General features: G+C 67.6%; 13 protein-coding genes. 11 read left to right on the plus strand and 2 right to left on the minus strand.

The window, feature by feature from the left end; translation table 11 throughout:
• Positions 1 to 11: 11 nt before the first annotated feature.
• The 11 genes from ggt to ntrC all read left to right on the plus strand — a co-directional run bounded on the left by ggt (position 12) and on the right by ntrC (position 12,116).
• The gene (ggt, locus tag AC07OH_RS00335) at positions 12 to 1,748 is read left to right on the plus strand and encodes a gamma-glutamyltransferase (RefSeq protein WP_495299191.1); all 1,737 of its coding nucleotides are present in this window, start codon (positions 12 to 14) and stop codon (positions 1,746 to 1,748) included.
• A 61-nt stretch (positions 1,749 to 1,809) separates the two neighbouring features.
• Positions 1,810 to 2,550, plus strand: coding sequence for a pseudouridine synthase (locus AC07OH_RS00340; RefSeq protein ID WP_495299192.1), 741 nt, complete (start codon positions 1,810 to 1,812; stop codon positions 2,548 to 2,550).
• A 104-nt stretch (positions 2,551 to 2,654) separates the two neighbouring features.
• Entirely contained in the window at positions 2,655 to 3,674 is a 1,020-nt protein-coding gene (locus tag AC07OH_RS00345) for a YncE family protein (RefSeq protein ID WP_495299193.1), read from the plus strand.
• Positions 3,658 to 4,488: a polysaccharide deacetylase family protein gene (locus tag AC07OH_RS00350; protein WP_495299194.1), complete on the plus strand. Its 831-nt coding sequence runs from the start codon at positions 3,658 to 3,660 to the stop codon at positions 4,486 to 4,488. The genes AC07OH_RS00345 and AC07OH_RS00350 overlap by 17 nt, the downstream gene beginning before the upstream one ends.
• A 16-nt stretch (positions 4,489 to 4,504) precedes the next feature.
• On the plus strand, positions 4,505 to 5,479 hold the full coding sequence (locus AC07OH_RS00355) for a sterol desaturase family protein (protein ID WP_495299195.1): 975 nt from the start codon (positions 4,505 to 4,507) through the stop codon (positions 5,477 to 5,479).
• Positions 5,480 to 5,541: 62 nt separating this feature from the next.
• Positions 5,542 to 6,444 (plus strand): EI24 domain-containing protein, encoded by a 903-nt coding sequence (locus tag AC07OH_RS00360; protein ID WP_495299196.1) that lies wholly within the window; start codon positions 5,542 to 5,544, stop codon positions 6,442 to 6,444.
• The gene (locus tag AC07OH_RS00365; RefSeq protein ID WP_167394999.1) at positions 6,441 to 7,241 is read left to right on the plus strand and encodes a competence/damage-inducible protein A; all 801 of its coding nucleotides are present in this window, start codon (positions 6,441 to 6,443) and stop codon (positions 7,239 to 7,241) included. Before AC07OH_RS00360 ends, AC07OH_RS00365 begins: the two co-directional genes overlap by 4 nt.
• Positions 7,242 to 7,388: 147 nt before the next feature.
• Complete coding sequence (glnA, locus tag AC07OH_RS00370) at positions 7,389 to 8,804, plus strand: type I glutamate--ammonia ligase (protein ID WP_062470904.1); 1,416 nt, start codon at positions 7,389 to 7,391, stop codon at positions 8,802 to 8,804.
• 146 nt (positions 8,805 to 8,950) lie between these two features.
• The gene (locus tag AC07OH_RS00375) at positions 8,951 to 9,475 is read left to right on the plus strand and encodes a hypothetical protein (RefSeq protein ID WP_095744472.1); all 525 of its coding nucleotides are present in this window, start codon (positions 8,951 to 8,953) and stop codon (positions 9,473 to 9,475) included.
• 14 nt (positions 9,476 to 9,489) lie between these two features.
• Complete coding sequence (gene glnL, locus AC07OH_RS00380; RefSeq protein ID WP_062470910.1) at positions 9,490 to 10,569, plus strand: nitrogen regulation protein NR(II); 1,080 nt, start codon at positions 9,490 to 9,492, stop codon at positions 10,567 to 10,569.
• Positions 10,570 to 10,595: 26 nt separating this feature from the next.
• Positions 10,596 to 12,116 (plus strand): nitrogen regulation protein NR(I), encoded by a 1,521-nt coding sequence (ntrC, locus tag AC07OH_RS00385; RefSeq protein ID WP_495299197.1) that lies wholly within the window; start codon positions 10,596 to 10,598, stop codon positions 12,114 to 12,116.
• A gap of 26 nt (positions 12,117 to 12,142) precedes the next feature.
• Here ntrC and AC07OH_RS00390 read toward each other — a convergent pair whose 3' ends face one another.
• Positions 12,143 to 12,673 (minus strand): hypothetical protein, encoded by a 531-nt coding sequence (locus AC07OH_RS00390; protein WP_492681330.1) that lies wholly within the window; start codon positions 12,671 to 12,673, stop codon positions 12,143 to 12,145.
• 5 nt (positions 12,674 to 12,678) lie between these two features.
• Positions 12,679 to 13,464 carry an exodeoxyribonuclease III gene (xth, locus tag AC07OH_RS00395; RefSeq protein WP_495299198.1) on the minus strand — a complete coding sequence of 262 codons (786 nt, stop codon included), beginning with the start codon at positions 13,462 to 13,464 and terminating at the stop codon, positions 12,679 to 12,681.
• Positions 13,465 to 13,485: the final 21 nt, after the last annotated feature.

The raw sequence follows: 13,485 nt of genomic DNA on the forward strand, positions 1-13,485 counted from the left end.
GAGACTTTTCCATGCAGCACTTCAAGTGGACCCCCACCCTGCGCGCCGCCGTCGCGGCCGCGCTCACTTTGGCGGTGGCCGGCGGCGCGCAGGCCGCGTCGCAGGCCCCGGTGGCGGCCGAACATGGCATGGTCGTGAGCGCGCAGCACCTGGCCAGCAAGGTCGGCGTCGATGTGCTCAAGCGCGGCGGCAACGCGGTCGATGCGGCCGTGGCCGTGGGCTATGCGCTGGCCGTGGTGTACCCGGCCGCTGGCAACCTGGGCGGCGGCGGCTTCATGACCGTGCAGCTGGCCGACGGCCGCAAGACCTTCCTCGACTTCCGCGAGAAGGCCCCGCTGGCCGCCACGGCCAACATGTACCTGGACAAGGACGGCAACGTCATCAAGGGCCTGAGCACCAACGGCCACCTCGCCGTGGGCGTGCCGGGCTCGGTGTCGGGCATGGAATACGCGCGCGAGAAGTACGGCACGATGAAGCGCGCCGACCTCATCGCCCCCTCGGTCCAGCTGGCCGACAAGGGCTTCGCGCTGGAGCAGGGCGACATCGACATGCTGCTCACCGCCACCAACGACTTCAAGAAAGACCCGGTCTCCGGCGCGATCTTCCTGAACAAGGGCGAGCCCTTCGCGGTCGGCCAGAAGCTGGTGCAGAAAGACCTCGCCAAGACGCTGCGCGAAATCAGCGCCAAGGGCACCGACGGCTTCTACAAGGGCTGGGTCGGCAAGGCCATCGTGGCGTCGAGCCAGGCCGGCAAGGGCATCATCACGCAGGCCGACCTCGACCAGTACAAGACGCGCGAACTCGCGCCGGTCGAGTGCGACTACCGCGGCTACCGCGTGGTGTCGGCACCGCCGCCGAGCTCGGGCGGCGTGATCATCTGCGAGATGCTCAACATCCTGGAGGGCTATCCGCTCAAGGACCTGGGCTTCCGTTCGGCCGAGTCGGTGCACTACCAGATCGAAGCCATGCGCCACGCCTACGTGGACCGCAACAGCTACCTGGGCGACCCCGACTTCGTGAAGAACCCGCTCGACCGCCTGCTCGACAAGGGCTACGCCGCCAAGATCCGCGCCGCCATCGACCCCAAGAAGGCCGGTGTGTCGAAGGACATCAAGCCCGGCGTGGCGCCGCATGAAGGCAGCAACACCACCCACTACTCGATCACCGACAAGTGGGGCAATGCCGTCTCGGTCACCTACACGCTGAACGACTGGTTCGGCGCCAAGGTCACGGCCGACAAGACCGGCGTGCTGCTGAACAACGAGATGGACGACTTCACCTCCAAGATCGGCGTGCCCAACATGTACGGCCTGGTGCAGGGCGAGGCCAACGCCATCGCCCCCGGCAAGCGCCCGCTGAGCTCGATGAGCCCGACCATCGTCTCCAAGGACGGCAAGCCGGTGTTCGTGGTCGGCACGCCGGGCGGCAGCCGCATCATCACGGCCGTGCTGCACACCATCCTGAACGTGGTCGACTACGGCATGAACGTGCAGGAGGCCGTGGATGCGCCGCGCTTCCACCAGCAATGGCTGCCCGACGTCACCAACGTCGAGACCTTCGCGATCAGCCCTGACACCCGCAAGATCCTGACCGACATGGGCCACAACTTGGGCGTGCCGCAGCCGGCCAACCACCTGGCGGCGATCATCGTCGGCGCGCCTTCGCTGGGCGGCAAACCGGTGGGCGCCAACCGCTTCTACGGCGCCAACGACCCCCGTCGCAATACGGGCCTCGCAGCGGGCTACTGAACCTGCGGCACACTCGAAGGCGGTCGTGCCCCTGTCGGCACGGCCGCTTTTTTCATTTTTCATGCACCTGCAAGACATCCTCTATACCCAGGGCTTCGGCACCCGCCGCGTGTGCGCGGGCCTGGTCCAGCAAGGCCACGTGAGCGTCGCCGGCGCGGCCGTGACCGACCCCTTCGCCGACCTCGACCCCGAAGGCCTGCTGTTCACCGTGCAGGGCACCGAGTGGGCCTGCCACGAGAAGGCCTACCTGATGCTGCACAAGCCGGCCGGCACCGAGTGCTCGCAGAAGCCCTCGACCTACCCGAGCATCTACACGCTGCTGCCGTCGCCGCTGCGCCTGCGGCCCAACAAGGGCGCGGTGCAGGGCGTGCAGGCCATCGGCCGGCTCGACCAGGACACGACCGGCCTGCTGCTCTTGACCGACGACGGCCAGTTCATCCACAAGATGGGCTCGCCCAAGCACCATGTGCCCAAGGTCTACGAGGTGACGACCAAGCACCCGATCGACGAGGCGCAGATCGCCAAGCTGCTGGCCGGCGTGGTGCTCGACGACGACCCGAAGCCCGTGCGTGCGGCCGCCTGCGAGTCCGACAGCCCGCTGCACCTGCGGCTCACGCTCACCGAGGGCAAGTACCACCAGGTCAAGCGCATGCTGGCCGCGGTCGGCAACCGGGTCGAGGGCCTGCACCGCTCGCGCATCGGCGGCCTGACGTTGCCGGACGACCTGGCGCCGGGGCAATGGCGCTGGCTCACGGCCGACCAGGTGGCCCAGTTGCGCGCGCCCGTTCCCCGGGCCGCTTGACACAGGTCAAGGCGCGGGGCGCAACAGCGGCGCCGGGGCGCCTGCGGTCAGCTGTTTGTTGCTTTCGACCGTTAAGATTGTTAAATCTCTCCCGGAACTTTCCCTTGCGACTTCCTGCCCGCCCGAACGGCCGCCTTGCGGCCTTCCTGCTGTCCTGCCTGACAGCCCTGGTGACCCTCCCCGCCGCGGCGGCCCCGCCGGCCGCTCCACCGGCCCCTCCACCGGTTTTTGTGCTCAATTCGCTGGACGCCAGCGTGAGCGTGATCAACCCGGTCGACTGGACCGAGAAGCAGCGCATTCCGACCGGCAAGGAGCCGCACCACATCTACATGACGCCCGACGAGAAGTCGGTCATCGTGGCCAATTCGGCGGGCGACTCGCTGACCTTCCTGGACCCGCGCACGGCCGAGGTGCAGCGCGTGGTGTACGGCATCATCGATCCCTACCAGCTGCAGTTCTCGCGCGACATGAAGTGGTTCGTCACGGCGGCCAACCGCCTGAACCATGTCGACGTGTACCGCTGGGACGGCAAGGACCTGAAGCTGGCCAAGCGCATCGCCACCGGCAAGACGCCCAGCCACATCTGGATCGACAACACCAGCACGGTGGCCTACGTCACCATGCAGGACAGCGACGAGCTGATCGCGGTCGACCTGCCGACGCAGACCGTGCGCTGGCGCCTGGCCACCGGCGCCATGCCGGCCGACATCTTCGGTGCCCACAACGACAAGACGCTGCTCGTGGGCCTCACCGGCAGCGACGGCGTGCAGGTGTTCGACGTGGCCGGCGCCCAGCCCAAGCTGGTCGGCAAGATCCCCACCGGCAAGGGCGCCCACGCCTTCCGCTCGGCCGGCGACGGCAAGACCGTGTTCGTGAGCAACCGGGTCGCCAACACCATCAGCCGCATCGACCTGACCACGCTGAAGGTCGTTGCCAACTACAACGTGCCCGGCGGCCCCGACTGCATGGACGTGTCGGCCGACGGCAAGACGCTGTACGTGACCTCGCGCTGGGCCAAGAAGCTCACGGTGGTCGATCTCGCGAGCCAGAAGGTCGTGCGGCAGATCAACGTCGGCCGCTCGCCGCACGGCGTCTGGACCCTCGACCATGCCAAGCGCATCTGAACGCGTGCGCGGTGTGCGCACCGCCGGGGTGGCCTTCGCCGTCGCGGCGCTGGCCTGCGCCACCGTGCCGGCGGCCGGGGCGCAAGAAGCTGCGGCCTGCGACAAGCCCGTCTACCTGACGCTGGACACCGGCCACATGGGCATCGCCCCGCTGGTGGCCGACGTGCTCAAGCGCCAGGACGTGCACGTCACCTTCTTCGCCGCCGCCGAGCGCACCCAGACCGACGGCGACAGCCTGGACGACCACTGGGCGCCGTGGTGGAAGGCGAGGGCGGCCGAGGGTCACGAGTTCGGCTCGCACACCTACGACCACGCCTACTGGCGCGGCGACGTCAAGGGCACGCCGCCGAGCTTTCGCATCAAGCCGTCGGCCGGCCCGCAGACCGGCAAGGAGTCGGTCTGGAGCGCGGCCGACTACTGCGCCGACATCCGCAAGTCGTCCGACCGGCTGGCCGCCATCACCGGCAAGAAGCCGCTGCCGCTGTACCGCGCGCCGGGTGGCAAGACCTCGCCCGCGCTGCTGGCAGCCGCCAAGGACTGCGGTTATGCGCACGTGGGCTGGTCGCCTGCCGGTTTCCTGGGCGACGAGCTGCCCAGCGAGACGTTCAGCAACCAGAAGCTGCTGGCCCAGGCACTCGCGGGCATCCGCCCCGGCGACATCCTGCTGGCGCACCTGGGCATCTGGTCGCGCAAGGACCCGTGGGCGCCCGCCAACCTCGAGCCGCTCATCGTCGGCCTGAAGGCCAAGGGCTTCTGCTTTCGCACCCTGCGCCAGCACCCGGACTACCGCGCCTGGATCGCCTCCCACCCTTGAATCCTGAGTTTTCGCCGTGATCGACTGGTTGACCGACGTTTTTTCCGCCATGCAGGGCTGGCTCTTCGAGACCGCCGTGCAGCCGCTGGTGTACGCCATCGGCCTGGGCGGCTGGGCCGAGGACGCCTTCGACGCCACCGGCTGGCTGCTGGTCGGCGTGATCCAGATCCTGGTGCTGCTGGCCGTCATCGGCCCGCTGCAGCGCTGGCGCGCGGTCGAGCCCGTGACCGACCGCCGCGCCATCCGCACCGACGTGATCTACACGCTGATCCACCGGCTGGGCCTGTTCCGGCTGGCGCTGTTCTTCGTGCTGCAGCCTGTGTTCGACGACCTGCTCGGCAACCTGCGCATGGCGGGGTGGGGCACCTTCCACCTGGACGAAGTCTGGCCCGGCGTGACCGACGTGCCGTGGGTGGCCTTTGCCATCTACCTTGTCGTGCTCGACTTCGTCGGCTATTGGATCCACCGGGGCCAGCACCAGTTCAACTGGTGGTGGAGCCTGCATTCGCTGCACCACTCGCAACGCCAGATGACGATGTGGAGCGACGACCGCAACCACCTGCTGGACGACGTGATCCACGACACGCTCATCGTCATCGTGGCGCAGCTGATCGGCGTGGCGCCGGGCCAGTTCATCGCCGTCGTGGCCTTCACCCAGCTCAGCGAAAGCCTGCAGCACGCCAACCTGCGGCTGAGCTTCGGGGCCATCGGCGAGCGGCTGTGGGTCAGCCCGCGCTTTCACCGGCTGCACCACAGCATCGGGCTGGGCCATGAGTCGCACGGCAGGAGCACGCTCGGCGGCCACAACTTCGGCGTGCTGCTGCCCTGGTGGGACATGCTCTTTCGCACCGCCAACTTCGAGAACCGCTACGACCCGACCGGCATCCGCGACCAGGTCGAGCCCGGCGCCGACGGCCGGCCGCGCGACTACGGCCAGGGCTTCTGGTCGCAGCAGTGGCTGGGGCTGAAGCGGCTGTTCGGCCGCGCCTGATTCCGCCGCCAACGCAGGGCCGACGGCTGGCGGGCCGGGGCCTTGCGCTATCCTCGAACCTCATGCGCCTGCTCCTCGACTCCTTCTGGCGCGCGGTGGCGTATTGCATGCTCCCGCGCGTGATCGTGCTGTCGCTCCTGCCATTGGCGCTCATGGTGCTGCTGGCCGCGGGGCTCGGCTACTTTTACTGGGACGCGGCCGTCGCCTGGACGCGCGAGGCCCTCGACGCCTGGCCGTTGCTGTCCAGCTTCTGGGCCTGGATCGGGCGCCTGTTCTCGGCTGACGTCACGGCCGCGCTGGCGCCGCTGGTGGTGGTGTTCGGCGTCACGCCGCTGATCGTGGTGCTGTCGCTGCTGATCGTGGCCGGCTTCATGGCGCCGGCGCTCACCAAGCTCGCGGCCGAACGGCGCTTTCCGACGCTCGAACAGAAGAAGGGCGCCTCCTTCTTCGGCAGCGTGCTGCGCTCGCTCGGCGCCACGGTGCTGGCGCTGATCGCGCTGGTGGTGTCGATGCCGCTGTGGCTCATTCCGCCGCTGGTGCTGATCCTGCCGCCGCTGATCTGGGGCTGGCTCACCTACCGGGTGATGAGCTTCGACGCGCTGGCCGAACATGCCAGCCCCGAAGAACGCGCCGCGCTGCTGCGCGCCCACCGGCTGCCGCTGCTGTGCATCGGCGTGCTGTGCGGCTACCTGGGTGCCGCGCCGAGCATCGTCTGGGCCTCGGGCCTGCTGTTCGCCGCCGCCTTCTTCGTGCTGGTGCCGATCGCCATCTGGATCTACACGCTGGTCTTTGCTTTCTCCGCGCTCTGGTTCGCGCACTACTGCCTCGACGCCCTGACCCAGCTGCGCGCCCAGCGCGCGGCGCAGCAGCCCGCGGCCGGCAGCGGCGACGCGCAGCAGACGCTCGAGGCGGCCGAAGCCACCGAGGCCAACAAGGCCGCTCTTTCTCAATGGAGTTCTCCATGACACGCGCATTCGGTCTCATCGTCGTCGGCGACGAGATCCTTTCCGGCAAGCGGGCCGACAAGCACATGGCCAAGGTCATCGAGCTGCTGGCCGCGCGCGGCCTGCAACTGGGCTGGGCCGAGTACGTGGGCGACGAGCCCACGCGGATCACCGCGGCCCTGATGCGCGCCTTCGCCTCGGGCGACATCGTGTTCTCGACCGGCGGCATCGGCGCCACGCCCGACGACCACACCCGCCAGTGCGCCGCCCAGGCCCTGCGCGTGCCGCTGGCGCTGCATCCCGAGGCCGAGGCGCTGATCCGCGAGCGCATGCAGGACACGGCCCTGGAGCAGGGCGTGCCCTACGAGCCCGACCGGCCCGACAACATCCACCGCCTGAACATGGGCGTGTTTCCGCAGGGCGCGTCGATCATCCGCAACCCGTACAACAAGATCCCGGGGTTCAGCGTCGAGCACGTGCATTTCGTGCCGGGCTTTCCGGTCATGGCCTGGCCGATGATCGAGTCGGTGCTCGACAGCCGCTATGCCGACCTGTTCACCCGCAACGCCATCGCCGAGAAGTCCGTGATCGTTTTCGGTGCGATGGAAGCCACCCTCACGCCGTTGATGCAGGCCATCGAGCAGGCCCACGCCGGCATCAAGGTGTTCAGCCTGCCCAGCGTGGATCACCCGCAGTACGGGCGCCACATCGAGCTGGGCGTCAAGGGCGACCCTGCGAAGCTCGATGCCGCCTATGGCCAGCTCATCGAAGGCCTGCACACTTTCGATGCGAAGCTTGGCCCCGAATTGGTGCGTTAATCTGCATTGCACCAATTTGGTGATTTTTTCCTTTTCCGGCAGCCCCTGGGCCGTCACCCGGGCCTCATCCGGCGGGGTGACAATGGCACAGAAACTGCATCCTCCCGTCCCTGTATTCCTAACCACCATCCAACTCAGGAGAAACTGATGGCAAAGACCGTCGCCGATGTACTCAAGCTCGTCAAGGAAAACGAGGTCAAGTTCGTCGACTTGCGCTTCACCGACACCCGCGGCAAAGAGCAGCACGTGACCGTGCCCGTGTCGCACTTCGATGAAGACAAATTCACCTCGGGCCACGCGTTCGACGGTTCGTCCATCGCCGGTTGGAAGGGCATCGAAGCCTCGGACATGCAGCTCATGCCCGACCCGAACACCGCCAACATCGACCCGTTCTTCGAAGAAACGACGCTGATCCTGACCTGCGACGTGATCGACCCGGCCGACGGCAAGGCCTACGAGCGCGACCCGCGTTCGCTCGCCAAGCGCGCCGAGGCGTACATGAAGGCTTCCGGCCTGGGCGACACCGCCTACTTCGGACCGGAACCCGAATTCTTCGTGTTCGACGGCGTGCGCTGGAAGAACGACATGTCGGGCTGCTTCGTGAAGATCGAGTCCGAAGAAGCCTCGTGGAACACCGACAAGGAGTTCGAGCACGGCAACAGCGGCCACCGTCCCGCTGTCAAGGGCGGCTACTTCCCGGTGCCCCCGGTCGACAGCTTCCAGGACATGCGCTCGGAAATGAGCCTGGTGCTCGAATCGCTGGGCATCCCGGTCGAAGTGCATCACCACGAAGTGGCCAACGCCGGCCAGCTCGAAATCGGCACCCGCTTCAGCACGCTGGTGCAGCGCGCCGACTGGGTCCAGCTGCAGAAGTACGTGATCCACAACGTGGCCCACGCCTACGGCAAGACCGCCACCTTCATGCCCAAGCCCATCGTTGGCGACAACGGCTCCGGCATGCACGTGCACCAGTCGGTCTGGAAGGACGGCAAGAACCTGTTCGCCGGCGACGGCTACGCAGGCCTGTCGGACTTCGCGCTGCACTACATCGGCGGCATCATCAAGCACGCCCGTGCCCTGAACGCCATCACGAACCCCGGCACCAACAGCTACAAGCGCCTGGTGCCCGGCTTCGAAGCCCCGGTGAAGCTGGCCTACTCGGCCAAGAACCGCTCGGCCTCGATCCGCATCCCGTTCGTGGCCAACCCGAAGGGCCGCCGCGTCGAAGCGCGCTTCCCCGATCCGCTGATGAACCCGTACCTGGGCTTTGCCGCGCTGCTGATGGCCGGCCTGGACGGCGTGGAAAACAAGATCCATCCGGGCGAAGCCGCCAGCAAGGACCTGTACCACCTGCCGCCGGAAGAAGACGCGCTGATCCCGACCGTCTGCCACAGCCTGGACCAGGCCCTGGAGCACCTGGACAAGGACCGTGCGTTCCTGACCAAGGGCGGCGTGTTCACCGACTCGTACATCGACGCGTACATCGACCTCAAGATGCAGGAAGTCACGCGCTTCCGCATGGCGACGCACCCCGTCGAATTCGACATGTACTACTCGCTGTAAAAGGCGCCACAACAAGCCCGCCCCGGCGGGCAAGTAAGACAAAAGGACGGCCCCGGCCGTCCTTTTTCCTTGGTGCGGAACACCCTGTCGTGAGCGGGCCCGAATTGCATCAAAATGCGCGTTTGTCGCGCCCTCTCCGGATCCAAATGAAGACTGCCTCCCTGATTTTCCTGGCCGCCGCCTCGTTCGCCACCGCCACGGCGGCGCTCGCGCAAGAGCGCGTCTGGCGCTGCGGCAACGAGTACACCAACAACGCGACCGTGGCCCAGCAAAAGGGCTGCAAGATCATGGAAGGCGGCAACGTCACCGTCGTGCAGGGCACGAAGCCTTCGGGCGGCGGTGGTGGCAGCGCGTCGTCGTCGGGCGGTTCATCCGCCGCGCGCGCCCCGGCGGGCAGCCCGCGCGTCGAAGGCGTCGACCAGCGCGCCCGCGACGGCGAGGCGCGCTCGGTGCTCGAGGCCGAGCTGCGCAAGGCCGAGGCCCGCCAGACCGAGCTCAAGAAGGAATACAACAACGGCGAGCCCGAGAAGCAGGGCAGCGAAGGCCGCAACTACCAGAAGTACCTGGACCGCGTGGCCGAGATGAAGGCCGAACTCGCGCGCAACGAGAGCGACATCGCCGGCATCCGCCGCGAAATCGGCCGCCTGCCCGGCAAGCCGCAAGCGCAGTAAGCGGCGCGCAGTCCATGGTGTTCGGCAAGAAGGCGACTGGCGCCAATCCGCGCTTTCGCGCCTTCGACCTCTTGTCCACGCTGATCGCGGTGGTCAACAGCGACGGCTCGGTGCTGTTCGCCAACGCAGGCCTCGAAGACGCGCTGGGTACCTCGCGGCGCACGCTCGAGGGCTCGCAGTTCGGCGCCTGTTTCCATGAGCCGCAGGTGCTGCGCACCGCGCTCGACGGCGCCAGCAGCAACGACTTCGCCACGCTGCGCTACGAGGCCTTTCTGCGGCGCGTGAACCACGAGCTGATGCCGGTGCAGGTCACGCTGGCGCACGGCGACAAGAAGGGCGAGCTCATCATCGAGATGTCGCCGCTGGAGCAGCAGGTGCGCCAGGACCGCGAGGAGCGCCTGATCGACCAGGCGCAGGCCAACAAGGAACTCATCCGCAACCTCGCGCACGAGATCAAGAACCCGCTGGGCGGCATCCGCGGCGCGGCACAGCTGCTGCAGATGGAGGTCGAGTCGCGCGACCTCATCGAATACACCCAGGTCATCATCCACGAGGCCGACCGGCTGCAGACGCTGGTCGACCGGCTGCTGGCGCCGCACCGGCGCCCGCACGTGGTGGGCGACGTGAACATCCACGAGGTGTGCGAGCGCGTGCGCTCGGTCATCCTGGCGGAGTTTCCGCGCGACCTGCACATCGAGCGCGACTTCGACGTCTCCATTCCCGAGTTCCGCGGCGACCGCGAGCAGCTCATTCAGGCCACGCTCAACATCGCGCACAACGCGGCGCAGGCCCTGGCCGAGCGCCGTGCGGCGGGCGATGCGCAGATCACTTTCAAGACCCGCGTGGCCCGCCAGGTGATCTTCAACAAGCAGTGGTATCGATTGGCACTGGAATTGCATGTCATCGACAATGGACCGGGTGTGCCGGACACGATCAAGGACCGCATCTTCTACCCGCTCGTTTCGGGCAGGGAAGGCGGGACCGGGCTGGGGCTGACGCTTGCGCAAACTTTTGTGCAACAGCATCACGGCGTGATCGAGTGCGACAGCGTCCCGGGCCGAACCGATTTCAAGATATTGATTCCGCTGCCCTAGGGCAGCCCCGGCAACAGAGGAGATGCATGAAGCCGATCTGGATAGTTGATGACGACCAATCGATACGCTTCGTGCTCGAGAAGGCACTGCTGCGCGAAGACATGCCCACGCGCAGCTTCACGAACACACGCGAAGTGCTGGCCGCACTCGAACAGGCCGAGGGTGACGAGCAGCAGGGCCCGCAGGTCCTGGTGAGCGACATCCGCATGCCGGGCGGCTCGGGGCTCGACCTGCTCGACAAGATCAAGGCCAAGCACCCCGGCCTGCCGGTCATCATCATGACCGCCTTCTCCGACCTCGACAGCGCGGTCTCGGCCTTCCAGGGCGGCGCCTTCGAGTACCTGCCCAAGCCCTTCGACCTGCCGCGCGCCGTGGAACTCATCCGCCGCGCCGTCGACGAAAGCCAGCGCGAGGAGGTGTCCGAAGAGCGCATGGTCGCCGCGCCCGAGATGCTCGGCCAGGCCCCCGCGATGCAGGACGTGTTCCGCGCCATCGGCCGGCTGTCGCAGAGCAACGTCACGGTGCTCATCACCGGCGAATCGGGCTCGGGCAAGGAGCTGGTGGCGCGCGCGCTGCACAAGCACTCGCCGCGCGCCAACGGCCCCTTCGTGGCGATCAACACCGCCGCCATTCCCAAGGACCTGCTCGAGAGCGAACTCTTCGGCCACGAGCGCGGCGCCTTCACCGGCGCGCAGACCATGCGCCGCGGCCGCTTCGAGCAGGCCGAGGGCGGCACGCTGTTCCTCGACGAAATCGGCGACATGCCCTTCGACCTGCAGACGCGCCTGCTGCGCGTGCTCAGCGACGGCCACTTCTACCGCGTGGGCGGCCACAACTCGGTGAAGGCCAACGTGCGCGTCATCGCCGCCACCCACCAGGACCTCGAGCAGCGCGTGAAGCTCGGCGGCTTTCGCGAAGACCTGTTCCACCGCCTCAACGTGATCCGCCTGCGCCTGCCTGCGCTGCGCGAACGCGGCGAGGACGTGCCCGCGCTCACGCGTCACTTTTTGCAGCAGAGCGCGCGCCAGCTGGGCGTCGAGCCCAAGCGCATCTCCGATGCGGCGCTGGCCAGGCTCGCGGCCTTCAACTTCCCGGGCAACGTGCGCCAGCTCGAGAACATCTGCCACTGGCTCACGGTGATGGCGCCCGCGCAGCTGATCGAGTCGAAAGACCTGCCGCCCGAAGTGATGGCGGTCAGTGGGGCGGACGTGCATGCGGCGGTGGCCGAGGTGGCGGCGCCCGTGCAGGCTGCCGCCCCGTTGGCCGTCGAGCGCGACGCGTCCGCACCGGTGGTCGCGGCCCCCGAGGCGGTGGCAGGCGCACCGACCGGCCCCAGCGCCTGGGAAAGCGGCCTCGAAGCCGAAGCTCAGGCGCTGCTTGCGGCAGGCCGCACCGACGTGTGGGACGTGCTCACGCGCCGCTTCGAATCGCGGCTGATCCTCACCGCGCTGGCCAACACGCGCGGGCGGCGCATCGAGGCGGCCCAGAAACTGGGCATCGGGCGCAACACCATCACCCGGAAAATCCAGGAACTCGGTATCGAATGAAAAGGCCCTCTCAGGGCCTTTTTTCATTACCGGCTGCGTTGGCCTAGCGTCAGCGAATCGAGCTGGAACTTGCCGCTCTTGTCCCAGAGCCAGGTGTCGACATACGTGTGACCGCCCAGCTTGCCGGGGCTCGGCAGGGGCGAGGTCGCCTTGATCAGGTCCGCGATCATCGGCGGCACTTCGGGCGCATGGCTGGGCACGCGGCTGAAGGTGACGTTGTTGACCTTGCCGTTCGCATCGATGTCGGTTTCGACCACCACCACCGCATACACGAGCGGCGGGATCTTGCCCTTGTAGATGCGGTCGGCATACGCCTTGTAGATGTGGCGCGCGCCGGTCTTGCGGTAGGTGCGGATGGCGGGCGTCTGCGCGGTGATGAGTCGCACGGTCGGCACGTCGCGACTGCCTTCGGCGGCGGTTTCGCCGCTGGGCGACGGTGTGCCCGTGCCGCTTTCCGATCCGCCGCCCGGCTTGAGCACCGAGCAGGCGGCCAGCGCGAGCGCCGCGGCGGCGATCGCGGCGGAGCGGGCCAGGCGTGCGGCGATCGGCGTCGTCATGGCCGTCAGGCGCCCGCGCCGAGTTCGAGCACCACCGGGGCGTGGTCGCTCGGCTTTTCCCACTTGCGCGGCACGCGGTCGATGACGCAGCCCTTCACCAGCGGCCGCAGCGGCTCGCTCACGAGGATGTGGTCGATGCGCAGGCCGCGGTTCTTCTGGTAGCCCAGCATGCGGTAGTCCCACCACGAGAAGCTTTTTTCGGGCTGTTCGAACATGCGGAAGCTGTCGGTCAGGCCCAGGCCCAGCAGCGCCTTGAAGTGGTCGCGCTCTTCGGTCGTGTGGTGGATCGTTTCCTTCAGGCCCACCGGGTCGAAGCTGTCGCGGTCCTCGGGCGTGACGTTGAAGTCGCCCAGCAGCACGAGGTTCGGGTGCGCCGCGAGCTCACGCGCAATGTAGGCATGCAGCGCGTCGAGCCACTTCATCTTGTAGGCGAACTTCTCGCTGCCCGGTTCCTGGCCGTTCACGAAGTAGCCGTTCACCACGCGCAGCGGGCCCGAGGGCGTGTCGAGGGTGGCCGCGATCACGCGCGACTGCTCGTCGGTGAAGCCGTCGATGTTCTTCACCACGTCGCGCAGCGGCGAGAGGCTGAGGATGGCGACGCCGTTGTAGGTCTTCTGCCCGAACACCGCCGCCTCGTAGCCGGCCGACTTCAGCACCTCGAGCGGAAACTTGTCGTCGGTCATCTTGAGCTCCTGCAGGCACAGCACATCGACCGGGTTGGCGATGAGCCAGTCGAGCACATGCTGCAGGCGCGCGGTGAGGGAGTTGACGTTCCAGGTGGCTATTTTCATGAGGGCTCTGCGTGGTCGGTT

The sequence above is a fragment of the Variovorax sp. GW821-FHT10C12 genome (assembly GCF_059415405.1).